The following is a 25,426-nucleotide window of genomic DNA, read 5'->3' on the forward strand; positions in this document are numbered from 1 at the left end:
TATTGTTTTAATTATACTCGCTGTTTTTGTTGAATTGCCGATGCTACAACGCCTATTTTTAAGGCTATGCGCTCTTTAAATTCGGGTGTGATATTTTCGCATTTTGATAATGCCGAATTAAAAAAATTCAATTTTATAGTAGGATCTGAATATTTAATTGGAAGTTGCTCAACCCTGTGTAATAATTTTTCGGCTAATAGCTTTGGGCAAACCTGTAATTTTTCAGAAAATGGTATTATCAATTTTGATGAAAATTGACAATGAATTAGCCCCTTTATCATGTATTCAGCGTGCATAGGTAGAACTTCCATAATTTGACTTATTTAAGTTCTACTAATGCAGCTTCTATATCTGTTCTACGGAAATATACTCTATTTCCAATACCAAGAGGTTTGAGTTTTTTAGACTTACACCAATTGTGTACCGTGCTTAAATCAATAGATAGCATATTTGCAACCTCATTTCTAGTAAGGTATTCAGTTGCTTGCTTTGGTTGAAATTCCTTTTTTAGTTCGTCTAATTGACTTTTAACACCTTTAACAATAACTTCTGTGAGTTCATCAGGTGTAACTTGGATAAATTGAATATTTGCCATAACTAATTGTGTTTGTTATAGCAAATATTTCGCTTGAAGTGTATTTTATTTAATACGAAATAGTATTATTTGGGATACATTTAATTTTTCTTCTTGTAAATGAGTTCTTTTACATCTAAATAAGTCTTACCTCTATCTGCTTTTTTGGTTGATGCCACATCTTTAGTTTTAAGCTGAATGGCTAAATCATAATGTTTGATTAACCAATTTTCAAAATCGGTTCTTTTGCAATCAATTAATTCATCATCAACCATAGTCCTATACATAAAACTCAAAAAGGAATGATTTTTTTTGCTTCTAGCATAAAGTTCATCCCATAGCTTAAAAGGCTTTTCATCACTTCCTGTAAATACTTTGGGGTAAGGGTTTGTATTTATTAATCTTTCATTTGTTGCTATTTCTTTATCTAACTTTCTCAATTGTTTCCAAAAAAACTTATCTAATGCATTTAATTCATTTGCGCAATGAAAAAAAGTCGATACTTCCTTTGAATCACTAGAATTCAGAAACTGTTTTATTGCTAATTTAGCATATGTAAGTTGATAAATAGAAGTTTCCAAAGAGGATATTCTTAAAGGCACTATAGAGTTTAAGTGTTCTTTATATTTAGTATTTAATTGATTAGGAAGGTTTAATAAATAAATTTTCGTTTTCTCTATTTCGTTAAGATTACGTGTTTTTTTATCTTCCAACCACTTATCAATTCCCTTGTAGAAATTTTCTATGTTGTTAGCACTATCCATTTGAAGTATTCTTTATAACCTCAAAATGAGGCTGCTGATTAGATTTAGGCTTTTTCTTTTTACTATCACTATAATACTTCATCATATCATACATATAATCATCAGTAGTTTTTCCAATATAGATTTTAAAAACTTTTTCGTTTTCGTGAGCCGTGATATTAATTAATATTGGCGTTGGAATTTTGCCGTAAAAGTTAGTTGCGAAGCTGCGACGGCAAATGTGCGAGCCAACTAATTTGTATTTAGGATAAGATCCTTTTACTCGTGGCATATAAGCAGTAAGTTTTTTATCTTTTTTGTGAACCTGTCTTTTTATACCCTCTAAAGGTTCTATTAAACCAGCTTCCTTACAAACTTCTTTAATGTACTCATTAAACTTTTGAATTGAAATTTTATAAGGAAAACCATCTTTTAATATTTCTTCGGCTTCTGGTATTAATGGTATCTTAACATATTTTCCTGTTTTTTGTTGAGTTAATTCTATTGCGTTAAAATCATCATACCTTACAATATTATCAGGAGTTATGTTTAATAAATCCCCACCTCTTTGACCTATTAAGCAACCTAATAAAAGCCATTTTCTAGCATTATATAATGCTTCACGCTTTAATTCAATTTTGGCAATTTTCTTTTGTTCTTCTTCTGATAAATAAACTATTGTTTTTGGTGTTTTTGTGTTTTTTTTCAGCCTAATTATTTTATCTAATTCTAGTGAGGTTTGAATTTCATTCTTTTTAGCGTAATTACAAGCTGCTTTTAAATTATCTATTGTTTTACCTACATAGCCAATAGAGTATTTTTTATTTAGCATCCACTTTTTTAAAGATTCGACAAAGTCAATATTAACTGATTTAACGAATATGGATTTGTGTTTTTCATTTTCGGCTTGAAATCTAGTAATTAACCCTTGTAATGTTTTATAGCCTTTAACGCGTGAAGATGATAACCCTATTTCACCATTTTGTTTAGTTATACTTGCAGAATTATCAATAATTTCTTGAATTTGATTTACTAATAAATCATTGTTAAGGTTTGGATTTTTATTATTTGCTATTTCAATTTGATTTTGCAACCAATTCCCATCAATTTCTTCACCAAGCTGCACGGCTGAATTATGGGCTTTTAATATTTTACTCCTTAATTCTTCTAAATCGGTTTTTAAATCTTTTAAGGTTGTATCTCTTGGATTAGGCATTGCCTTTGTACTACTCCAATCTTTAGGATCTATAAATAAACCTGTTTTTCTTTTGAAAACTGAATTTCTGCCAGCAGAAAACCTGACATAGATGTTTGAGGGGTTTGCTTTACTTTGAAGTAAAAATTTAATAGTTGCCATTATTTTGAATATTTGAACATTCAAATATAATAGTTTTAGTCAACATCTAGTCAACAATACTTCAATATTAATCTATTTCATTCCATTTACATCAATAACCAATTGATTATATAAATGCTCAAAAGTATTGTAAATAAAGGTTTTTTTGTTATTTTTATTAAAAAATGGATTACACTGAATTTTATAGGTTAAACTCCCAACTTGAGTACACAAACCTTTATCAAATAGATAGAGGTTTTTTTTATTTTAAAAAACTATTTTTTCATCAACACATCAGGAGTTACAACTGTTCTAAACCCAATATGCTCCGATGAAGAATCTGTACTAGAGCCCATTTTAGATGATATTCTATAACTGGCACAATACGTATAACTACATAAAAACGAGCCGCCTTTTATAATTTTCTCTTGTATATAAGGATTGTTAGGATTGTAAGCTTTATCGGCTCCTTTAGGGTTAATTATTGCTGTATTTGCTGATACTAATTCTTTATAATAATTTACATTATACCAATCGGTAGTCCATTCCCAAACATTACCAGCCATATCGTATAACCCAAAATCGTTTGGAGGATACGATTTTACTGGAGCACTTCTTTCAAAACCATCTTCTAAAGTATTAAATACAGGGAATTCACCTTCCCAAGTATTTGCTTTTTTTGGCAGCAAACTACTGTCATCTCCCCAAAAATAAGTGGTATTATTTTTATTGGCTCTAGCTGCATATTCCCATTCTGCTTCGGTTGGCAAACGTTTGCCTGCCCATTTGCAATAAGCTTGAGCATCTTCAAAAGAAATATGTGTTACAGGATAGTTTTCTTTACCTTCTAAAGAAGAATTTACGCCACTTGGGTGTTTCCAATTCACTCCAATAGCCCACTGCCACCATTGTGAGAAATCGTACAAATTAGGAACCGATATTTTAGTTTTTTTAAACATTAAGGAACCTGGTTGTAAAATTGTATCGTGAGGTTTTGGTGTTCCTTCTGGCAGTTGCTTTTTCATCTCTTCCCAATCAATCTCCCTTTCAGCTACGGTAATATATCCAGTTTCATCAACAAATTTTGAAAATTGAGCATTTGTAACCTCAGTTATATCCATAAAAAACCCATCGATACTAACTAGATGTTGTGGTTTTTCGTGCATCATAGCTATTTTATCTTGCGGAACTGCCCCTTGTAAAAAAGATCCTTTAGGAATCCAAACCATCCCCTCTGGCGGATTATTAACTAAACTATCTAATTTGCTGGTTTTAAGTTTACTATTCGTATCTTCAACTGTATCCGTTTTTTGCTCCTTGCAACTAAAAAAAGCTAAAAAACAAAGGCAAGGTATAAAACTGTATATATTAGTTTTCATTAAATTTTGCTAAAAAATTAATGGTAAAAATATTAATTTACTTTTACTAAATCTTTATGCTTTAAAGATAAAGTCTTTAATTTGTGAATTATTATACTTAAAATCACCCTGCATAATGCTAAAAACTAAATATCTCTTTTTCGTTTTTTTAATTTCATTTTATATTTCTTCTTGTAACAAAAAAGAAAAGGTAACGAATAACAACTCAGCAAAACCTAACATTATCTATATTTTAGCTGATGATTTAGGCTATGCCGAATTAGGTGCTTATGGTCAGGAAAAAATTGAAACTCCAAACATTGATGCATTGGCTAAAAATGGTCTATTATTTACTCAACACTATTCTGGTGCTCCAGTATGTGCTCCAGCTAGAGCTTCATTACTTACAGGAAAACACTTAGGACATTCTTATATTAGAGGAAATGACGAATGGCGCGAAAGAGGAAAGGTTTGGGATTATCGTGAAATGGCAAAAGACTCAACTTTAGAAGGTCAACGCCCTTTCCCAAAAAGCACATTAACTTTTGCTAAACTATTGCAAGAGTCAGGTTATGCTACAGGAATAATTGGAAAATGGGGTTTAGGCGCTCCAAACACCCAATCGTTACCAAAACACATGGGGTTTGATTACTTCTTTGGGTATAACTGCCAACGTCAAGCACATACATACACCCCTTTACATTTATATGAAAACGAAAATCGGTATCATTTAGCAAACGATACTGTTGCTCCAAACGAAAAATTAGAAAAAGATGCAAATCCTAATGACCTTGCGAGCTATAAAAAATATACGCAACCCTATTACGCTCCAGAGGTTTCTTTTGATAAAATGATAAACTTTGTTGATTCTAACAAAAACAAGCCTTTCTTCTTATATTGGGCATCTCCCATTCCACATGTGCCATTACAAGCTCCAAAAAAATGGGTAGATTATTATGTAGATAAATTTGGAGAAGAACCTCCTTACATTGGCAACAAAGGTTACTTTCCTAATCGTTACCCTAAAGCCACGTATGCTGCAATGATATCTTATTTAGATGAAAAAGTAGGAGCTCTTATTAACCATTTAAAATCCATTGATGAATACGATAATACGCTTATTATTTTCACCTCAGATAATGGCCCGAGTTATGCAGGAGGAGCAGACCCTGTTTGGTTTAACAGTGCTAAACCTTTTAATGGCGAATACGGAAGAGGTAAAGGATTTGTTTACGAAGGCGGTATTCGTGTTCCTATGATTGCTTCATGGTCTGTAAAAATCAAACCAAATACAACTACCAATCATATTTCTGCATTTTACGATGTGATGGCTACACTTTGTGATGTTGCTCAAATTGAGAGTCCAAAAAATACAGATGGCATTAGTTTTTACAATACTTTAGTTCAAAAAGACAAACAAAAATCCCATGATTACTTGTATTGGGAATTTCCAGAATACGATGGGCAAGTCGCTGTTCGTCAAGGGAAATGGAAGTTTGTATGGCCAAATATTAAAAAAGGTAATAAAAATGTTGAGCTTTATAATCTTGACGAGGACCTTTTAGAAGTGAATAACATTGCAAAAGATTACCCAGAACTTATAGAAAAATTTTATCAAATTATTAAAAAAGAACACACCACACCTGAAATTGATAAATTTAAAATTGAAGCTTTAGAAAACATTATTAATTCTAAATAATACATCTAAACTTTAGGTTTTACTTACCTTTGTGCAACTTAATATATTTGAATATGATACATTCAATGACAGGTTACGGAAAATCTGTATTGCAATTACCCACAAAAAAAATTACTATAGAGCTCAAATCTTTAAATAGTAAAAACTTAGATTTGAATGCTAGAATGCCTTCTATTTATAGAGAAAAAGAACTTACCATAAGAAAACTTCTTGCTAAAAAATTAGAACGTGGTAAAATAGATTTTTCAATTTATGTTGAAACAACCGCTGAAGATACCTCAACTCAAATTAATGCCCCTGTTGTTAAACAATACATTAATCAATTAAAAAAAGTGGTTGATGGAGACACTATGGATTTGCTTAAAATGGCAGTTCGTTTTCCTGATGCGTTAAACACCATTCGCGAAGAAATTAACGAAAACGAATGGAAAATTATAGAGAATGAAATTGATAATGCTGTTGCCGATTTAAATAATCACAGATTAAACGAAGGCAAAGTTTTGGAGCAAGATTTTAATAATCGTATTGTTATTATTGCCGATTTACTTGAGCAAGTAATTACTATGGACCCTGATAGAATAGATGGTGTTCGCGAGCGTTTAACAAAAGGTATTGAAGAGTTAAAAGAAAAATACGATGAAAATCGTTTTGAACAAGAACTTGTTTATTATATAGAAAAATTTGATATTACTGAAGAAAAAGTACGATTGAAAAATCATTTGAACTACTTTACTGAATGTTTAAACTCTAAAGATTCCAACGGTAAAAAATTAGGTTTTATAAGTCAAGAAATAGGTCGAGAAATAAATACTATTGGCTCTAAAAGTAATTATGCCCCAATGCAACAATTGGTTGTGCAAATGAAAGACGAATTGGAAAAAATTAAAGAACAATTGTTGAATGTGCTGTAAAAAGTTAACAGTATTCAGTCTCAGTTGGCAGTAAAAATAAGATTGTCAGGTCGAGCGCAGTCGAGACCTCATTAAAATACTATTCGTGGCAAAAGAAGAAAGTAAAAAACAAGGTAAACTTATCGTGTTTTCAGCACCATCAGGTTCTGGTAAAACAACTATCGTAAGACACTTATTGGGTATTGAAGATTTAAACTTAGAATTCTCAATATCGGCAACATCAAGAGCAAAACGCGGCGAAGAAATAGACACAAAAGATTATTATTTTTTAAGTGCAAAAGAGTTCAAAAATAAAATTAAAAACGACGAGTTTTTAGAGTGGGAAGAAGTATATCGTGATAATTTTTATGGTACTTTAAAAACCGAAGTCGAGCGTATTTGGGCTAAAGGAAAACATGTTATTTTTGATATTGATGTGTCTGGAGGATTACGTATAAAGCGAAAATTTCCAGAAGAAACACTAGCAGTTTTTATAAAACCACCAAGTATAGACGAACTTAAAATTAGATTAAAAAAACGCAAAACTGAAACTGAAGATAAAATAAATATGCGCATTGCAAAAGCCTCTGCAGAGCTTGCAACAGCACCTTTATTTGATGTAATTATTGAAAATGATAATTTAGAAAAAGCACTTAACGAAGCTGAAAATTTAATTAGCAATTTTGTAAATTCTTAAACATGAAGGTTGGATTGTATTTTGGCTCTTTTAATCCTATCCATATTGGACATCTTGTAATTGCAAACCATTTAGTAGAGCATAGCGATTTAGACCAAATTTGGTTTGTTGTAACACCACACAATCCGTTTAAAAAAAAGAGTAGTTTATTAGATAATTATCAGCGTTTAGAAATGGTTTATCGTGCCACGAAAGACTACACCAAACTAAAACCAAGCGATATAGAATTTAATTTACCGCAACCCAATTACACCATAAATACACTTACCTATTTACAAGAAAAATATCCAGATTATAAGTTTTCTTTAATTATGGGCGAAGACAATTTAAAGAGTTTTCATAAGTGGAAAAATTTTGAATTAATACTTAAAAATCATCATATTTACGTGTACCCAAGAATTTCTAAAGGTAGTATTGAAACACAATTCGATGATCATAAAAAAATTCATCATATCGATGCGCCTATAATGGAGCTGTCTTCAACCTTTATTCGCAACGCCATTAAAACTGGTAAAAATATTCAGCCTATGCTACCACAACACGTTTGGGAATATTTAGATGAAATGAATTTTTACAAATAACATTTACATTCCCCTATATTAAAACTAAGTTTTTATGTATTTTTGGGCATGCTTAAACTATTGTCGTACCCCTTAACTTTTTTGTATTACTTAGCTTTTTTATTAACCTTAGTAATATTCCATCCTATACAATGGTTTTGTTTTAATGTTTTAGGGTATCAAGCACACAAAAAAAGTGTCGATATTTTACAATTTTGCTTAATGCGTTGTGCTAATATTTTAGGAACTCGTTTCTCATTTCATAACCCACATAACATAGATACAAATCAACCTCTAATTATTGTTGCCAATCATCAAAGTTTACACGACATATACCCACTTACTTGGTATATGCGAAAATATCATCCAAAATTTATAAGTAAAATTGAATTAGGCAAAGGCATACCCAGTGTATCGTACAATTTACGTCATGGAGGAGCTGCCTTAATAGACAGAAAAAATCCAAGACAGTCTCTTCCAGCTCTTATGAAATTTGGCGAGTACATTGAAAAAAATAAACGTGCTGCAGTTATTTTTCCAGAAGGTACACGAAGCAAAGACGGAAACCCAAAACCCTTTCAAACAAAAGGTTTAGAAATTCTGTTTAAAAAAATACCATCAGCTTTAGTTGTTCCTATTTCAATTAATAACTCCTGGAAAATAGTCCGTTATGGTAAGTTTCCTATGGGATTAGGTACTCATATTACTTTTACTGTCCATAAGCCTATAAAAGTTAGTACCTTTGCAAGCAAGCAAGATCTTTTAAATAGTATTGAAACTACTATAAAAGAACATATTCATCCTTAAAATTAAATTATGTCGTCGAAGAATGTTAGATTAGAAGTCATGCAGTTTTTAGAAAAAGACGTTGAATCTCTAATAGAAAAATACCTTATTCCAATAGAAAAAATATGGCAACCCACAGATTTTTTACCAAACTCTGAAAGTGATCATTTTTTTGAAGACGTTAGAGAAATAAGAGAACTCTCAAAAGAATTACCTTATGATTTTTGGGTAGTTTTAGTTGGTGATATGATTACCGAAGAAGCTTTACCAACATACGAATCGTGGCTTATGGATGTTGAAGGGGTTAATCAAGTTGATAGAGAAAACGCTTGGGCAAAATGGGTGCGCCATTGGACTGGTGAGGAAAACCGCCATGGCGATGTACTTAACAAATACCTATACCTTTCTGGTCGTGTAAATATGCGTGAAATCGAAAAGACCACACAATATTTAATTGCTGATGGTTTTGATATTGGCACCGATAGAGATCCCTATAAAAACTTTGTTTACACCAGTTTTCAAGAATTAGCAACTTATGTATCTCACAATCGAGTTGCAAAACTTGCTAAAGAGAAAGGGAACAAGCAACTTGCTAAAATGTGTAAAATTATTTCGGGTGACGAAATGCGACATCATCATGCTTATTCTGAGTTTGTGGAGCGCATTTTTAAAGTAGACCCTAGCCAAATGATGATGGCTTTTCATTATATGATGAAACAAAAAATAACGATGCCTGCTCATTTTTTAAGAGAGTCTGGAGATAAAATAAGTACGGCTTTTGAAGAGTTTTCTAATACCGCACAACGAATTGGTGTTTATACATCAAAAGATTATGTAGATATTTTGCAAAAGTTAATTGACCGATGGGAAATTGATAAAATTACTAATCTTACTGATGAAGCTGAAAAAGCCAGAGATTACTTAATGAAACTTCCAAGTAGGATGTTACGTTTAGCAGACCGCGTTAAAATTCCTGAAAACTCTTTTGAGTTTAAATGGGTAGAGCCTGCAGTTATAAAGTAGTTAATTATATTTAATTTATAAATCAATTCCTTTCTTAATCGAAAGGAATTTTTATTTTTATATTATGCGTACTTCCACAGAAATAATAAATAAGACTATAACCTTTGTAAAAGAAACACTTGCCGGTGCAGAAGGCGGGCATGATTGGTTTCACACCCTAAGGGTGTACAATAATGCCTTACTCATTTCTAAAAATGAAGTAGTAGATGTGTTTATTGTACAGTTAGGCGCATTACTTCATGATATTGCTGATAGTAAATTTAATAATGGTGATGACACTATTGGTCCTAAAATAGCACGCGAATTTTTATTTAAACTCAATGTCGATTCTACAATTATTGAGCATGTTATAAAAATTATTGAAAACGTATCTTTTAACAAGTCTTTAGAAAAAGGACAAAATTTTAAATCATTAGAACTAGACGTTGTTCAAGATGCCGACAGACTTGACGCGATTGGGGCGATTGGTATTGCGCGTTGTTTTAATTATGGCGGTTTTAAAAACAGAGCGCTTTATAATCCAGAAATTAAACCAAATCTCAATATGAGTAAAGCTGAATATAAAGCATCAAATGCACCAACAATCAATCATTTTTACGAAAAACTATTGTTGTTAAAGGATAAAATGAACACCAAAACTGGGAGACGAATTGCCACAGATAGGCATGCTTATATGCTAGGTTTTTTAGATAAGTTTTATGAAGAATGGAACGGAAAAGCTTAAAACAACTTTAATTGTCCAACTTTATAAGTTTCGTGTAAATCGCAATTTAGTTTTGGCATAGCCTTACTTTTAAAATACTTTTTTCTAGCTAAACGTACCAACATATTTATTTGTTCTGCTATTTTACCTTCGCCTCGCATACGTGTTCCGTAGCGGCTATCGTTTAAATTTCCTCCATGGCAACTTTCTATTTGGTGCAAAACCTTATCAGCGCGATCGGGCATGGTTTTTTTAATCCAATCGGTAAAAATTTCGCCAATCGCTCCATTAAGTCTAACAATGGTATGCGCTATTCCTAGTGCGCCATAATCTGATGCCGCTTTAGCTAACGGTAAAATTTCGTGGCTGTTTATTGATGGAATAATGGGTGCTAACATCACGTTAACAGGAATACCATTTTCGCTTAATATTCTAACCGTTTCTAGTCGCTTTTTTATAGTTGCTGTTCTGGGTTCTAAAATACGTCTGGTATCTTCAGATAGTGACGTAATAGACATATTTACACCTATTAAATTGTCTTTAGCTAACGCTTTCAAAAGATCTAAATCACGAAGTATTAAGGCGTTTTTTGTAATAATTGCCACTGGGTGTTGGTATTTTAAAAACACTTCTAAACATTGTCGTGTTATTTTAAATTGCTTTTCGGCGGGTTGGTAACAATCGGTGTTTCCAGACATGACGATGGGGTGCGCTTTCCAACTTTTCTTTTTAATTAAAGCTTCTAATAATTTTGGTGCGTCTTTTTTTACCATAATGCGACGCTCGAAATCTAAACCTGCACTATAACCCCAAAACTCATGCGAATTTCTCGCATAGCAGTAAATACAACCGTGTTCGCAACCTTGGTAGACATTCATAGAGTATGCCATCCCTATATCTGGACTCTCAACTTTATTGACTATCGTTTTAGGAAACACTTCTAAATAAAGTGTTTTATTTTTATCACTTTCTTCGCCTTCTTTTTGACAGAATTCTAAAAAATCGTCACGCATTTCATGACTTAATTCGAAGAAACGATTAGGGACATTAAGTTGCGCACCACGCCCTTTTATGGCAGATTTTGGGTTCATTACAGTAAAATAAAGATTGAATGTGCTTTGAATAGCACTTTAAAATTACTTATAATTTGTTTTGAAAACTGTTAAAACAAAAATGGGTTATTAACAACTCGATAAATCGAGGTTTCATGATTAAAAATTCCAGAATAGGTAGCGATGTATATTCAACTTGACTTTGTAAAAAAATTCAGCTACCTTCGTTTAACGGCTGATATAAAACATTAAAACGATTTCATATCAGTTGAGCATTGTAGCACATTTGAGGAAAACCTATGGGAATATTTGATTGGCTCTTTGGAGAAGACAAAACTGAAAGACCGAAAAGAATTTTTATCAGCTTTTCAATGAAAGATGTTGAATATAGAAATCATTTGGTTAATCAAGCAAAAGACAAAAAAACACCATTTGAGTTTTTAGATTATTCCGTAAAACAACCTTGGGAACAAGCAGAATGGAAAAGAAAATGTAGAGCAAAAATCAAAAGGTGTGATGGTGTAATTGTGCTTTTAAGTAAAAACACTTGGCACGCTGGAGGAGCAAGATGGGAAATGAAATGTGCTAAACAAGAAAGAAAACCAATTTTAGGAATGCATATTAGAAAAAATGATAAAGGAGCAATTCCACCAGAATTAAAAGGAAAAAAAATAGTTAATTGGTCTTGGGCAAATCTCGAACAATTTATCAGTAATATATAATTATGAAAGTATTCGTTTGTTATAGAAGTTTAGACCAAATAGAAGGAGATAGACTAATTCAAAACTTATTATCGGAATCTGATAATAGCGTAGCTGTATTGACTGAAACCGAACATTCTGAAAATTGGAAAATTAATGTTGAGAAAAAAATTAACGAATCTGATTTTGTAATATTTCTTGTTGGAGAGGAAACATTTAAAAGTGAACAAATTATTTGGGAATATGCAAAAGCAAAAGACCTTAATAAAAGAATTGTTGGAATTAAACTAAATAACGCTTCTGAAGAATCTATTTTATTTTGCCAAGGTTTCCAAGTATTTAATGATGCTAAACAATCTTTAAACTTTTTAACTAAAGCATTTGATTATGATAGACAATTAAAATTAGAACAGTATAAAATTATGGTTAGCTCAACTGAAAAGGTTAGCGAGCAAAGGCTTAAAGTAAACAATCTATTCTTCACTATAACCTCTTCAATTTTGTCTGTTGGTTTTGTTTTAGGTAAAACTTTTGGATTTACATTAATTAGTCTTCTTGCAGTTTCTTCATTGACTTTATTAGCATTGTTAGCCACTTACTTTTGGGAAAAAATGATTAATTCTTATGGACAATTAAATAAAGGTAAGTTTATTTTAATAGATAAAATTGAGAAATCTTTAAGAACAAATATGTTTGAAGAAGAATGGAAAATACTAACACAAGAAATAAAATACGAACCTAATACAAAAACAGAAACTACTATTGTAAAAAGATTTAGAGTTTTTATAGTTATCATATTGCTAATTGAAATAGCTTATATGTTTTACAAACTATATCAACTTTATCCAATTTGCAGTTGTTAAAATTTAAATAATTATGGCTAAAAGAATATTTACAAGTTTTGCAATTGAAGACGTTAGAACAAGAGATTTATTTGTTGGACAAGCAAGAAACGAAAGAGTTCCTTATGAATTAGTTGATATGTCTGTAAAAGAACCTTGGAGTAGTGAATGGAAAACAAGATGTAGAACCAAAATAAAAGGTTGTGACGGAGTTATTGTTTTAATTTCAAAACACCTTAAAAATGCAAGCGGAGCAATATGGGAAATTAAATGTGCAAAAGAAGAAAGAATACCCATTTTAGGTGTTTATATGACAGGTTGCAATATTCTTGACACACCAGACGAATTGAACGGAATTAAAAAAGTTACTTGGACTTGGGCAAATATTGCTGAATTTGTAAACGGATTATAAAAAACGTGCTACAACATTGTATAAAAATAATGCTTAGTTTAGTGCTTAATCAAAGGTTAGTACGCTTTTGTTACGTCTGATTTTCCTTCGGAAAATCCTCGCACACAAAACCGCACTATTCTTATACGTAACCGTTAAACGAACCTCTAAAAGAAATTTATTTTCCAGGAAAATCAGCTTTACGCTTTTCTAAAAAAGCGGTCGTGCCTTCAGCAAAATCTTCAGTATCAAAACAGCTGCCAAATTCAGAAACCTCAACCTCAAAACCATTTATTCCATCTTTAAAATTCGCATTAATGGCTTTAATGGCTGCACTTATTGCCACTGAAGAATTTCGTGTTATTTTACCTGCTAATTTTTCGCAAAGCGGAATTAATTCTGCTTGAGTAGTTACGTGGTTTACTAAACCATAATTTAGTGCTTGATTGGCATCAATCATGCCTGCTGTTATAATCAATTCCATAGCACGTCCTTTACCAATTAATTGCGGTAAACGCTGTGTACCACCATACCCCGGAATAACACCTAGCGACACTTCTGGTAAGCCCATTTTTGCATTATCACTAGCTATTCTAAAATGGCAAGACATAGCTAATTCTAAGCCTCCGCCTAATGCAAATCCATTAACTGCCGCAATGGTTGGTGTTGATAAATTTTCAATAAAACTGAACAATAATTCTTGTCCTTTTTTAGCTAATTTTTTTCCTTTTTTTGAGTCGAAATTAGCAAACTCCGAAATATCTGCTCCAGCAACAAAGGCTTTTTCGCCACTTCCTGTTACAATAATAACTTTGGTATTTTTATCGTTGTCCGCTCTTTTTAAAGCCTCATGTAAATCCTTAATGGTTGCTTTGTTTAAAGCGTTTAGTTTTGTTGGACGATTTATAGTTATGGTTGTAATGTTGTTTTGAAATGATGATAAAATGTTTTCGTAATTCATGATTTATGTTTTGTAGATAACAGATTTATTCTCTTGGAAAAGACACCTTAAACGTGGTTCCTTTATCTTTTTCTGATACAAATGTAATGCTACCTTTATAGGTTTCTACTATATTTTTTACCATAGCTAAACCAAGTCCCATACCGCTTGTTTTTGTGGTAAATTTAGGTTCAAAAACCATTGGTTTATTTTCCTCTGAAATACCTTTTCCGTTATCTGAAACAATAATATTTACATGATTGTTTTCTAAAGTTACTTGAACAATAACACTTGGGTGTTCCTTATTTTCTGGAATGGATTGAATACCATTTTTTACTAAATTAGTGACCACTCTAACAAGTTGCGTCCTGTCTAATTTGGCAATAATTTTTTCTTCTTCGGTTTGAAAATGAATATAATCTTCATTAAAAATATCTAAAGCTAGCTTGACAATGCTAACCACATTTAAAGTTTCATTTTGTTGCGCAGGCATTTTTGCAAAATTTGAAAATGCTGATGCAATAGAACTCATAGTGTCTATTTGCTGAATTAAGGTTTTACTGTATTCGTCAACTTTTTTATGAATATTTTCGTCTTCTGGATTAAACTTTCGTTGAAAATTTTGAACCGTTAAGCGCATGGGTGTTAACGGGTTTTTAATTTCGTGAGCTACTTGTTTTGCCATTTCTCTCCAAGCTTGTTCTCGCTCGCTTTTTGCTAACTGCACCGCACTATCCTCTAGTTCATCTATCATGCTATTATAAGATTTAACCAAGGTTGAAATTTCTTCACTGGTTTCGTCTATATCAATTTTTTCATTTCGCTTTTCTAATCGCGTCGCATTAATTTTATCACTAATAGTTTTAAGCGATTTTGTAATATACTTTGATAATAAAAACGCAACTCCAATTGCCATAAGTAAAACAAACGAATAGGCATAAGTAATACGTTCTAAAAACTCGTCAAGCTCTTTTGAAAGAAAATCATCGTTCTCTAAATACGGAATATTTAATATAGCTAGCGATTTTGATTTTTGATCGTTAATATAAGTGTATAAGGACTGAAATGTTTCTCCGTTTTCTTTATGATAATCTATATATCGATGCTCAGGAATTTGAGATATACTATTAAGTTGAACGCTATTACCTATACTATTTAAAATTTCGGTATCAATACATTTGTCTTTTAAATTAGGTTGTAAATTGGCTTTCGATGAGATTAAAAGCGAGCCATCTAAATCGTATAAATTTATTTGCAGTCTGTGTATTTCGGCAATATTAGCTATTTCATCTTTAAAAATTAATGGGATGTTATCTGTTTTAACTTCCCATGTATTTTGCCTGCTGTTTAAAACTCTATTTATATGTGTTTTTACACTTTGCTCTTTACGTTCTAATCGTTGTTTATGGTAATCATTAGTCTCTTCTCTGTATTGGTATATGGCTATGGCTGCAATTAATATAGATGCCAATAATACCAAGAGTATCATGGTTAAAAAAATACGCGTCCTTAAAGAGAGTTTTTTAAGTTTCATTAGAGATTTTGCAATGGCATAAATATAGCAATAATCAAACCAAAAACACTTGATGTAAAATCTAAAAAAATAAAGTATCAAATTCTAATAAATACTTTTTGGAATTTAGTATTTGAGATTTGATGTTTTTATTTTTAAGCTTCTGGGTTTTTATCTCTAATGTTTTTATAAAATTTAAATCCGAGCATAATTAATACACCCAAAATAATGATGCCGACTACTCCAAACACCCAATCTATAGCACTTTTTAAGATGACTAAAAAGATGACTGCAAAGAGAATAAATGTGGCGCCTTCGTTCCAGACACGCATAAAACTTGATGTTTTTTTAACTACATCGCTCTGTAATTGTTTAAAATATTGATGGGTTTTTAGGTGATAAATGATGAGTAGTAAAACAAAAGTTAGTTTAACATGCATCCATGGTTGTTGTAGTAACGCTGGGTTTAAAACAAACAAGATGACGCCAAAAAATGTTGCTAAAATTGCAGATGGCCATGTAATAATATGCCAGAGTCTTTTTGCCATGAGCTTTAACTGTTTACCTAAAATTTCTTTATCTGGCGATGATTTATGGAAGGCTTCTATTTGATAAACAAATAAGCGCGGAATATAAAATAACCCAGCAAACCAGGTAATTATAAAAATAAGGTGTAGTGCTTTTATATAAAAATAGTACTCCATAATTTAAACTGTTTCTACTTTTGTGCTAGCCCATTTATTAATCCAATTCGATAGCAAATTAACAAACGCTTCGTCATCATTTAAACACGGAATTGTGGTAAAATTTTCGCCTCCCATTTCATGAAAAATTTCTTGTCCTTCCATGGCAATTTCTTCCAAAGTTTCTAAACAATCACTCACAAAAGCTGGTGTTACAATAGCCATGTTTTTTATGCCTTGTTTTCCTAAGCGCTCAATGGTTCTATCGGTATAAGGTTGTAACCACGGGTCGAAGCCTAAACGCGATTGAAAGGATGTTGAATAGGTGTTTTCCTTTAATTGAAGTTTTTCGGCTACCAATCTTGTTACTTCTAAACATTGATGTCTGTAGCAAAACTCGTGTGCTTTACTTGGGGTTACGCAACAGCTACCATCTATTTTGCAATGCGATTTTGTAACATCGCTTTTACGAATATGACGTTCTGGAACGCCATGATATGAGAATAGTAAATGCTCGTAGTTTTTATTTTTTAGATGTTGCTTTATTGAATTTGAAAGCACCTCAATATAATCTGGTTTATTATAAAACGCTGGCACAGATTCAATAGTGATATTAGGAAAATATTGTTGACGAAGTTCATCGGCTAATACCGTAATCGTTTCGGTTGTTGCCATAGCAAACTGCGGATATAATGGAAAAAGCAAAACCTTATCTACACCTTTATTAACTAATTCTTGAAGTCCTTTTTTAATGGTCATGCTACCGTAACGCATCGCTAAAGCAACAGGAACATCAACTTGTTTCTGAATTTTATTTTGTAATCTTTCAGATAATACAATAAGTGGAGAGCCTTCTTCCCACCATATTTTTTTATAAGCAGCTGCAGATTGTTTTGGTCTTGTATTTAATATAATACCTTTAACCAAAGCTGTTCTTGCAACAAGCGGGATATCGATAACACGCTCGTCCATTAAAAATTCGCCTAAATACTTTTTTACATCTTTTGGTTCTGGGCTATCTGGAGACCCTAGGTTTACTAGTAATATTCCTTTCATTTAAATTTTATTATGTCTGAGACATCAAATATTTTTTGGGTGTTGTGCCGTATTTCTTTTTAAAAGCAGCTATAAAATGGCTTGATGTGCTGTAGCCTACTTTATGCCCAACCTCATTTACATTATGGTCACCGGCTTCCAATAATTTTCTGGCTACCTCCATTTTGTAGTCAAATAAAAAACTAAATACCGAATCGCCATAAATTTGCTTAAAACCTTCTTTTAGTTTTTTTAAATTCAATCCTATTTCATCAGCAAGTTCTTGTAAACTTGGTGGTTCTGACATTCTTGAAATTATAATATCTTTTGCTTTTCGTATTTTAATAACGTTAGTTTCATCAACTAAAAACGGGCATTGCTCAATATTTGCATCTTCACTTCTATTAAAATACAAACTTAACAACTCGTATGCTTTTCCTTTAAAATAAAGACTTTTTATAGATTGATTGAGATTAAAACTGATTAACTGATTTAAAACAATGGCCATGGAAGGTGAAATTACACCGTCTTTATAATACTTTTTATCCCTATTATCTTCATTTAAAAATGAAATATAATCGGCTTCTTGAGAGAATAGCCCATGAAATTTTTTAATGGATATTAATAAAGACACCATCCAAGAATTAGGATTCACTTCTAAATTAATGGGCAAATCGCGTTGCGGATTGTATAATAACAATGAATTTTCTTCTTGAATATTTAAAGCATATCTGCCTTCGTTAAAAATAAATTTACTTAATCCTTTTACACAAAAATGAAATTGAATATAATCGCTATCTATATCTCTTGCAACATGTTGAACATGATTATCGTCATTTTTATATGTAAAAACTAAAAAGCCACTATCTACTTGAGTTTCGTTAAACGACCTTTTAGCGACATTTTTTTTTGCAATTTCTTCGTTATTCATTATCTTTTATTTAGATTCATTCTAAACTACCAAGATTAAATCCATTGATACGACTACAAAAGTATGACATTTATCATATAATAATAAAAAAAGAGCTTAAAAAACCACAAACGATATTAAAAGTTCTTTCAGCGTTGTTTTTTTTCTAAACATCCCTATACATTTGCTAACGAAATTACAAAATACTAATGCAGAAATACAATATATCTAGAAGTAACTACTTTTATGCTATTGGTTTAAGCTATAAAAAAGCTGATGCCGACATTAGAGGGCACTTTAGTTTAGACGAAGATTCTAAATTAGCTTTAATGAATCAAGCCAAAAAAAATGATATTGAAAGCTTGGTGGTAACTTCTACATGTAACAGAACAGAAATTTACGGTTTTGCACAACACCCTTTTCAGTTAATTCAATTACTTTGCGATAATACTAGAGGTACGGTTGAAGAGTTTCAAAAGGTAGCTTACGTTTATAAAAATAAAGACGCCATTGCGCATATGTTTCGTGTAGGTTCTGGTTTAGATAGTCAAATTTTAGGCGATTTCGAAATCATTAGTCAGCTTAAAAAAAGCGCGAAACTTTCAAGAGAATTTGGATTGCTAAATCATTTTTCTGAGCGTTTGGTGAATGCAGTAATTCAAGCAAGTAAGCGCATTAAAACAGAAACCGATATATCATCAGGTGCTACATCTGTTTCTTTTGCTTCAGTACAATACATCCTCAATACTATAGAAGATGTTTCAAATAAAAATATTTTACTTTTTGGCACAGGTAAAATAGGAAGGAACACATGCGAAAATTTGGTTAAACATACCAAAAATGAGCAAATTACATTAATTAACAGAACTAAAAATAAAGCAGAACAAATTGCTGGAAAATTTAATTTGGTGGTTAAAGATTATGCCAATTTACAAGAAGAGATTAATGCGTCTAATATACTAATTGTTGCCACTGGTGCACAACGACCAACAATTGACAAACACCTTATTAATACTAATAAACCGCTTTTAATTTTAGATTTGTCGATTCCTAAAAATGTTGATGAAAACGTAAACGAATTAGAAAATGTATCGTTGGTGCATTTAGATCATTTATCTAAACTTACCGATCAAACTTTAGAGGAAAGGAAAAAACATATTCCTTTAGCAGAATCTATAATTGAAGATGTAAATACCGAATTTAATGATTGGTTAGAAACCAGAAAATTTGCACCAACAATTAAAGCTTTAAAACTTAAATTAAACGATTTTAAAGTTGCTGAGTTAGATACACAACGCAAAAAATTATCAGACTTTAACGAGCAGCAAGCTGAAATAATTAGCAACAATATCATTCAAAAAATCACCAATCACTTTGCGCATCATTTAAAAGATGACAACATTTCTACAGACGAAAGTCTCGAACTTATTAAAAAAGTATTTCAGTTAGAACCTTCCACAAAAAATGTCTAAAACCATAAGAATTGGTACACGCGATAGTGAATTAGCACTATGGCAAGCCAACATAGTAAAAAAATTGCTTGAAGAAGCAGGTCATAAAACAGAACTCATTCCTGTAAAATCTACGGGCGATTTAGTTTTAGATAAACCACTTTACGAATTAGGTATTACAGGTATTTTTACCCGAACTTTAGATATTGCGATGTTAAATCATGACATCGATATTGCAGTACATTCATTAAAAGATGTACCAACAGTTTTACCAAAAGGCATTATACAAGCTGCTGTTTTAAAACGTGGTAACGTAAATGACACACTTGTTTTTAAAGATAATGAAGAGTTTTTAAGTGCTAAAGAAGCTGTTATTGCAACTGGTAGCTTACGCAGACGTGCACAATGGTTAAACCGCTTTCCTACACATACCATTACAGATTTACGTGGTAATGTAAATTCGCGTTTACAAAAACTTGAAGATAGTGATTGGAACGGAGCCATTTTCGCCGCAGCTGGAATTGGCAGAATAGGTATTAGACCAGAAGAAGCTATTAATCTTGATTGGATGATTCCTGCGCCAGCACAAGGAGCCATTATGATTACTGCTTTGGAAGAAGATGACTTTGTAAAAGAAGCATGTGCTAAACTAAACGATGAAGAAACTGAAATTTGTACAACTATTGAACGTGAGTTTTTAAATAAACTTGAAGGCGGCTGTACTGCGCCAATTGGAGCTCTTGCTTATATTAAAAATGAAGAAGTAAATTTTAAAGGGGTTTTATTAAGTGAAAATGGCTCAAAACGAATAGACGTTACGCGTGTTAAAAAATTAGGCGAACATAACGATATAGCACAATTTTGTGCTGATTTTATTATTGAACGCGGCGGAAAACGTTTAATGGATACTATTAAAAATTTCAATAAAAAAACGAATGTATATTCTACAAAATCATTTACCGAGAGTCAGCGTTTATTATTTCATGAAAAAATAAAAGTAGAAAGTAGCGATTTTATAAAAACAAGTTTAAATAGAATTCATCCTAGATTCTTAAAAAACGAAATAAAAAATGTTATAATTACTAGTAAAAATGCAGTAGAATCGTTAATCACCAATTATTCAGCAATCGAATTGCAATTCAAAAATATTTACTGTGTTGGTCGTCGAACAAAACGATTAGTTGAAAATAGAATAGGTAAGGTTACTCATTCAGAAAAGAATGCAAAAAAACTTGCAGAATATTTGGTAGAATATATGGATGGTACAGAAGTGACTTACTTTTGTAGCGATATAAGATTAGATGCTTTACCAAATATTTTAGAAGACAATCACATAAAGGTAAATGAAATTGAGGCTTACCAAACTAAATATGATGGTGTAAAAGTTGATGATTCTGTTGAAGCGGTTATGTTTTACAGTCCATCAACCGTTGAAAGTTTTGTACGCAGTAACAAAGGTGAAATTATTGCTTTTTGTATTGGCGAAACTACGGCTAAAGAAGCTAGTAAGCATTTTAAAGATGTTAGAATTGCAAAAGTTCCGACTGTAGAGAGTGTGATTGAATTAGTTAATGAACATTATGTATAAGAGTTGCTCACATTGTTTGGTTATGTGTTATTTTCCCTTTTAAATAAATTCGATGAATTTCTTTAATTAATTATGAAATTAAGAAATATAAACTTAAAAGCAACCTATAAAGGATTAATTTTATTTATCATTAGTCTTTTCGTTGTATCACTTAGTTTAAAAACAGGTATGTTTTGGGATAATGTCCTTTTCGGGTCTGAAATGGGAAACCCCTTATTTCAAAATGGGATTTTTAAATGGAACTCTATCCCTCTTAACTCAGACGCTGGACATCCTCCATTTCTTGCGACTTTATTGGCGACAGGATGGACATTATTTGGCAAATCACTAACTACCTCACATTTAATAATGTTTCCGTTTGTTTTTGGACTATTATGGCAACTATCTTGTTTTGTTGATTTTTTCGTAAAAGAAAAAACTCTAAAAATTTGGACTTTTATATTAGTCATTTCAGACCCAACATTGTTGTCTCAATTTGTTTTGGTAAATCCTGAAATAATACAGCTGTTCTTCTTTTTTCTAGCATTAAACGCAATATTAAGAAATAATATTTATCTAAAAATTATAGGGCTTGCTTTTTTAGGAATAGTAACATATAGAGGTATGATGCTTTGTGGAGGAATATTTATTATTGATGTTTTAATTCATACATTAATAAAAAAAAGAAAAATTATAACTTTTTTTTCAAAAAGGGTATTTTTAACTTATTCAATAGCTGCCATACCTGCTTGCCTGTATCTCATTTGGAGAATTATTAATAAAGGTTGGGTAATTTCACATCCATTAGAGATATGGGGTAACGCATGGGAATTCTCTTCAATTCAAGATTTCTTAATAAACTTTGGAAGAAATATACTAGTATTGGGGCATCAATTTACTGATTTTGGGAGAATTATTTTAACGCTATTCATACTTATAACTTTTTATATTAAGAGAAAACAAATAGATTGGAAAAAATATAATTACTTGTTGGTTATCGCTATTTTTTCAACAATTGTAATTTATTTTACCAGTCTGTTAATTAAAAATACTATGGGACATAGGTACTATATAACATCTTACCTTTCCTTTGGGCTATTATCCTTTTTACTTATTAAAGAATACAGAATGAAGAAATTTGTATATATTGGTTTATTAGTTAGTTTGCTACTAGGAAATTTAGTTGTCTATTCTGATTCCTTTGCACAGGGCTGGGATTCCTCTTTAGCACATTTACCTTACTGGGAGCTACGTAAAAAAGGTATTGAATATATGGACGAAAACGAATTACCTATTAAAGAAACAGCCTCTTTTTTTCCAAACTCCACTTCAATAGATAATATTGACTTAAATGGAGACATGCGCTCTTTTATCAAGTTTACTGGAAAAGAAAAATTTGTTTTCTATTCTAATGTATATAATTTAAGTGATTATAATCTTGAAATTTTAGATAAAGATTACTCCACCATCAAGTCATATACAAAACGCAACGTTAGGGTTCAATTAATGAAAAGAAATAGTAATAGCTCACAACATGAATAAACCCCATAAAAACAGAGGTTATTCAAACTGAAATCTCAAAACAATTAATTATTAACTACCATGTTAAAAAACGATTTATTTTTAAGAGCCTTAAAAGGAAAAACCGTAAACCGTCCACCAGTATGGATGATGCGTCAAGCAGGGCGCTATTTACCAGAATTTATGGCTATCAAAGAAAAGTATGACTTCTTTACACGTTGCCAAACGCCAGAGCTAGCAAGTGAAATTACCGTACAACCCATCCGCAGATACGGAATGGACGCTGCTATTTTATTCTGTGACATTTTAGTAATTCCTCAAGCTATGAATATTGAGGTGCAAATGAAACCTAATTTTGGTCCGTATTTACCAAACCCTGTACGCTCTCAAAAAGGTGTTGATAACGTAATTGTTCCAGACGTAAAAGAAAGTCTTAGCTATGTTTACGAAGCTATAAAAGCAACCAAAGAAAAACTTAATGATGAGATTCCATTAATAGGTTTTGCTGGTTCTCCGTGGACCATTCTATGCTATTGCGTACAAGGACAAGGCAGCAAAAATTTTGATAAAGCCAAAGAGTTTTGCTTTACAAACCCTATAGCAGCACATCAATTATTACAAAAAATCACTGATACAACCATTGCATATTTAAAGGAAAAAGTAAAAGCAGGATGTAACGCCGTTCAGGTATTCGATTCTTGGGGAGGTATGCTCTCACCTGTTGATTATCAAGAATTTTCGTGGCAATATATCCAACAAATTATAGACGCTTTAAAAGACGATGCACCAGTAATTGCCTTTGGTAAAGGCTGTTGGTTTGCACTCGGCGATATGGCAAAATCTGGCGCTTCTGCTTTAGGTGTCGATTGGACGTGTTCTCCAAGAAATGCACGTTATTTAACAGGTGGAAACATCACGCTTCAAGGCAATTTCGACCCAACTCGTCTGTTTTCTCCACCTTCAGAAATCAAAAAAATGGTACACCAAATGATTAATGAATTTGGTAAAGACAAATATATTGTAAACCTTGGTCACGGTATTTTACCAAATATTCCGTTAGATCATGCCAAAGCGTTTATTGATGCGGTAAAAGAATATAACGCTTAGAGTTATTTGAACGTTACAACAAGGGTTGTGCATTGTAAAATAAAACCAACGTTATGCTTAAAAATATAGCATTAGGAATTAAAGCTTACTTCGGTGCTTTCAGTTTAATATCTAAACTTAAGCTCTGGAAATACTTTGCAATACCAATATTAATCAGCGTTGTAACCGCTATTAGTATTGGAGTTTCAGCATATGGCTTATCCGATAATATTGGAAGTTATATTTCTAAAGTATGGATTTGGGAATGGGGAAAAGAAACCTTTACAACTATAAGTAATGTTTTTGGCGGTTTATTAATTATAGCTTTAGGACTCATCCTTTATAAACACATTATAATGGCTTTATCAGCCCCATTTATGAGTCCGGTATCCGAAAAAATAGAAGCACATTTAACTGGAAATCAAAGTCATTCACATAGAAATACTTCCTTTTTACAACAACTGTTACGTGGTATAAGAATCAATATTCGAAATCTTTTTATGGAGATTGGATTGACTATTTTAATATTAATCATCAGCTTAATTCCAGTTATTGGTTGGATTACTTCTATATTATTATTTATTGTTCAAGCGTATTACGCAGGTTTTAGTAATATGGATTACACTTTAGAACGTCATTATAAATACTCTAAAAGCGTTCAATTTGTTCGTAAACATCGCGGATTAGCTATTGGTAATGGTTTGGTTTTTATGCTATTTCTTTTTATTCCAGTAATTGGTGTTATTTTAGTGCTGCCTTTATCGGTAACCGCAGCCTCAATACAAACTGTTGAAGCTTTGCAACTTAAAAAAATTGAAAGTGCTATTTGATTTGAATTCATATTATATCGAACCCATAAAAACTCAAGACGCTTGGAATGTGTGTGATTTTATAGTTTCAAATGAAGATAGACTAAAACGCTATTTTCCAAAAACCTTAGAACAGAATTTAACACCAGATTTATCTAATATTTTTGTTGAAAAAAAAGTAAAACAATTCCAAAAAAAAGAAGAATTTTTATTCACTTTAAAAGAAAGAAAAACCAATCAATTAGCAGGTTTAATCTATATAAAAGAAATAGATTCAAATAAAAAACAAGGTGAATTTGCATATTGTATTGGCTATCCGTTTGAAGGCAAAGGGTTAACAAGTAAATCAATAAAAACACTAACTGAATTTGCTTTTAAAGAACTAAATTTAAAAACACTTCAAATTATTGTCCATAAAGATAATTTTGCAAGTGTAAAAGTTGCTGAAAACTGTGGTTTTATCTGGAAAAAAACACTAAAAAAAGAGTTTACACCACCTGGAGAACTACCATTAAACATGGAGCTTTATGAATTATATAACGAAATAGATCCCTAA

Annotated in this window: 27 protein-coding genes; 16 read left to right on the forward strand and 11 right to left on the reverse strand. The window is 31.6% G+C overall.

Going from position 1 to position 25,426, the window contains the following annotated elements; translation table 11 throughout:
* Nucleotides 1-11: 11 nt before the first annotated feature.
* The 5 genes from RG22_RS07700 to RG22_RS07720 all read right to left on the reverse strand — a co-directional run bounded on the left by RG22_RS07700 (nt 12) and on the right by RG22_RS07720 (nt 4,032).
* Nucleotides 12-311 (reverse strand): hypothetical protein, encoded by a 300-nt coding sequence (locus RG22_RS07700; protein WP_034042200.1) that lies wholly within the window; start codon nt 309-311, stop codon nt 12-14.
* Between the two features lie 8 nt (nt 312-319).
* Nucleotides 320-595 carry a helix-turn-helix domain-containing protein gene (locus RG22_RS07705; RefSeq protein WP_034042202.1) on the reverse strand — a complete coding sequence of 92 codons (276 nt, stop codon included), beginning with the start codon at nt 593-595 and terminating at the stop codon, nt 320-322.
* 80 nt (nt 596-675) lie between these two features.
* A complete protein-coding gene (locus RG22_RS07710) occupies nt 676-1,338 on the reverse strand; it encodes a hypothetical protein (protein WP_034042204.1) in 663 nt (220 codons plus the stop codon).
* A complete protein-coding gene (locus RG22_RS17265) occupies nt 1,331-2,674 on the reverse strand; it encodes a phage integrase SAM-like domain-containing protein (RefSeq protein WP_052143679.1) in 1,344 nt (447 codons plus the stop codon). The genes RG22_RS07710 and RG22_RS17265 overlap by 8 nt, the downstream gene beginning before the upstream one ends.
* A gap of 254 nt (nt 2,675-2,928) precedes the next feature.
* Nucleotides 2,929-4,032, reverse strand: coding sequence for a formylglycine-generating enzyme family protein (locus tag RG22_RS07720; protein ID WP_034042206.1), 1,104 nt, complete (start codon nt 4,030-4,032; stop codon nt 2,929-2,931).
* A gap of 115 nt (nt 4,033-4,147) precedes the next feature.
* Between RG22_RS07720 and RG22_RS07725 the strand changes: the two genes are divergently transcribed.
* From RG22_RS07725 to RG22_RS07755, 7 genes are all read left to right on the forward strand, one after another.
* A complete protein-coding gene (locus RG22_RS07725; protein ID WP_081997695.1) occupies nt 4,148-5,710 on the forward strand; it encodes an arylsulfatase in 1,563 nt (520 codons plus the stop codon).
* A gap of 53 nt (nt 5,711-5,763) precedes the next feature.
* Nucleotides 5,764-6,621 carry a YicC/YloC family endoribonuclease gene (locus tag RG22_RS07730; protein ID WP_034042207.1) on the forward strand — a complete coding sequence of 286 codons (858 nt, stop codon included), beginning with the start codon at nt 5,764-5,766 and terminating at the stop codon, nt 6,619-6,621.
* Between the two features lie 85 nt (nt 6,622-6,706).
* Nucleotides 6,707-7,297 carry a guanylate kinase gene (gmk, locus tag RG22_RS07735; protein WP_034042208.1) on the forward strand — a complete coding sequence of 197 codons (591 nt, stop codon included), beginning with the start codon at nt 6,707-6,709 and terminating at the stop codon, nt 7,295-7,297.
* A 2-nt stretch (nt 7,298-7,299) separates the two neighbouring features.
* Nucleotides 7,300-7,878 (forward strand): nicotinate (nicotinamide) nucleotide adenylyltransferase, encoded by a 579-nt coding sequence (gene nadD, locus RG22_RS07740; RefSeq protein ID WP_034042209.1) that lies wholly within the window; start codon nt 7,300-7,302, stop codon nt 7,876-7,878.
* Between the two features lie 48 nt (nt 7,879-7,926).
* Nucleotides 7,927-8,664, forward strand: a complete 738-nt coding sequence (locus RG22_RS07745) for a lysophospholipid acyltransferase family protein (RefSeq protein ID WP_034045885.1) — start codon at nt 7,927-7,929, stop codon at nt 8,662-8,664.
* Nucleotides 8,665-8,673: 9 nt separating this feature from the next.
* On the forward strand, nt 8,674-9,666 hold the full coding sequence (locus RG22_RS07750) for an acyl-ACP desaturase (RefSeq protein ID WP_034042210.1): 993 nt from the start codon (nt 8,674-8,676) through the stop codon (nt 9,664-9,666).
* 64 nt (nt 9,667-9,730) lie between these two features.
* On the forward strand, nt 9,731-10,390 hold the full coding sequence (locus RG22_RS07755; RefSeq protein ID WP_034042211.1) for an HD domain-containing protein: 660 nt from the start codon (nt 9,731-9,733) through the stop codon (nt 10,388-10,390).
* Here the strand turns inward: RG22_RS07755 and RG22_RS07760 are convergent.
* On the reverse strand, nt 10,387-11,460 hold the full coding sequence (locus RG22_RS07760; RefSeq protein WP_034042213.1) for a PA0069 family radical SAM protein: 1,074 nt from the start codon (nt 11,458-11,460) through the stop codon (nt 10,387-10,389). The two genes, RG22_RS07755 and RG22_RS07760, sit on opposite strands and share 4 nt — an antisense overlap.
* A 260-nt stretch (nt 11,461-11,720) precedes the next feature.
* Between RG22_RS07760 and RG22_RS07765 the strand changes: the two genes are divergently transcribed.
* The 3 genes from RG22_RS07765 to RG22_RS07775 are packed head-to-tail and all read left to right on the forward strand — an operon-like array spanning nt 11,721 to nt 13,376.
* A complete protein-coding gene (locus RG22_RS07765; protein WP_052143680.1) occupies nt 11,721-12,143 on the forward strand; it encodes a TIR domain-containing protein in 423 nt (140 codons plus the stop codon).
* A 2-nt stretch (nt 12,144-12,145) separates the two neighbouring features.
* The gene (locus RG22_RS07770) at nt 12,146-12,985 is read left to right on the forward strand and encodes a RipA family octameric membrane protein (RefSeq protein WP_034042215.1); all 840 of its coding nucleotides are present in this window, start codon (nt 12,146-12,148) and stop codon (nt 12,983-12,985) included.
* Nucleotides 12,986-12,998: 13 nt separating this feature from the next.
* Entirely contained in the window at nt 12,999-13,376 is a 378-nt protein-coding gene (locus RG22_RS07775; RefSeq protein WP_034042217.1) for a TIR domain-containing protein, read from the forward strand.
* Between the two features lie 157 nt (nt 13,377-13,533).
* Here RG22_RS07775 and RG22_RS07780 read toward each other — a convergent pair whose 3' ends face one another.
* The 5 genes from RG22_RS07780 to RG22_RS07800 form a co-directional block, all read right to left on the reverse strand.
* Nucleotides 13,534-14,316, reverse strand: a complete 783-nt coding sequence (locus tag RG22_RS07780; RefSeq protein WP_034042219.1) for an enoyl-CoA hydratase/isomerase family protein — start codon at nt 14,314-14,316, stop codon at nt 13,534-13,536.
* A 25-nt stretch (nt 14,317-14,341) separates the two neighbouring features.
* Nucleotides 14,342-15,784, reverse strand: coding sequence for a sensor histidine kinase (locus RG22_RS07785; protein WP_244462130.1), 1,443 nt, complete (start codon nt 15,782-15,784; stop codon nt 14,342-14,344).
* 179 nt (nt 15,785-15,963) lie between these two features.
* Nucleotides 15,964-16,512, reverse strand: a complete 549-nt coding sequence (locus RG22_RS07790) for a CopD family protein (protein ID WP_034042223.1) — start codon at nt 16,510-16,512, stop codon at nt 15,964-15,966.
* Between the two features lie 3 nt (nt 16,513-16,515).
* Complete coding sequence (hemH, locus tag RG22_RS07795) at nt 16,516-17,547, reverse strand: ferrochelatase (protein ID WP_034042225.1); 1,032 nt, start codon at nt 17,545-17,547, stop codon at nt 16,516-16,518.
* A 10-nt stretch (nt 17,548-17,557) separates the two neighbouring features.
* A complete protein-coding gene (locus tag RG22_RS07800; protein WP_034042226.1) occupies nt 17,558-18,457 on the reverse strand; it encodes a helix-turn-helix transcriptional regulator in 900 nt (299 codons plus the stop codon).
* 188 nt (nt 18,458-18,645) lie between these two features.
* On the opposite strand from RG22_RS07800, the gene hemA reads away from it, so the two are divergent.
* The 6 genes from hemA (at nt 18,646) to RG22_RS07830 (ending at nt 25,426) form a co-directional block, all read left to right on the forward strand.
* Complete coding sequence (hemA, locus tag RG22_RS07805) at nt 18,646-19,908, forward strand: glutamyl-tRNA reductase (RefSeq protein WP_034042228.1); 1,263 nt, start codon at nt 18,646-18,648, stop codon at nt 19,906-19,908.
* The gene (gene hemC, locus RG22_RS07810; protein ID WP_034042230.1) at nt 19,901-21,475 is read left to right on the forward strand and encodes a hydroxymethylbilane synthase; all 1,575 of its coding nucleotides are present in this window, start codon (nt 19,901-19,903) and stop codon (nt 21,473-21,475) included. The genes hemA and hemC overlap by 8 nt, the downstream gene beginning before the upstream one ends.
* A 72-nt stretch (nt 21,476-21,547) precedes the next feature.
* Complete coding sequence (locus RG22_RS07815) at nt 21,548-22,996, forward strand: hypothetical protein (protein ID WP_034042231.1); 1,449 nt, start codon at nt 21,548-21,550, stop codon at nt 22,994-22,996.
* Between the two features lie 60 nt (nt 22,997-23,056).
* Nucleotides 23,057-24,082: a uroporphyrinogen decarboxylase gene (hemE, locus tag RG22_RS07820; RefSeq protein ID WP_034042233.1), complete on the forward strand. Its 1,026-nt coding sequence runs from the start codon at nt 23,057-23,059 to the stop codon at nt 24,080-24,082.
* A 53-nt stretch (nt 24,083-24,135) separates the two neighbouring features.
* Complete coding sequence (locus tag RG22_RS07825; protein WP_034042235.1) at nt 24,136-24,891, forward strand: EI24 domain-containing protein; 756 nt, start codon at nt 24,136-24,138, stop codon at nt 24,889-24,891.
* Complete coding sequence (locus tag RG22_RS07830) at nt 24,881-25,426, forward strand: GNAT family N-acetyltransferase (protein WP_034045888.1); 546 nt, start codon at nt 24,881-24,883, stop codon at nt 25,424-25,426. The genes RG22_RS07825 and RG22_RS07830 overlap by 11 nt, the downstream gene beginning before the upstream one ends.

It is taken from the genome of Wocania ichthyoenteri Th78, from assembly GCF_000789235.1.
GTDB classification, from domain to species: Bacteria; Bacteroidota; Bacteroidia; order Flavobacteriales; family Flavobacteriaceae; genus Wocania_A; species Wocania_A ichthyoenteri.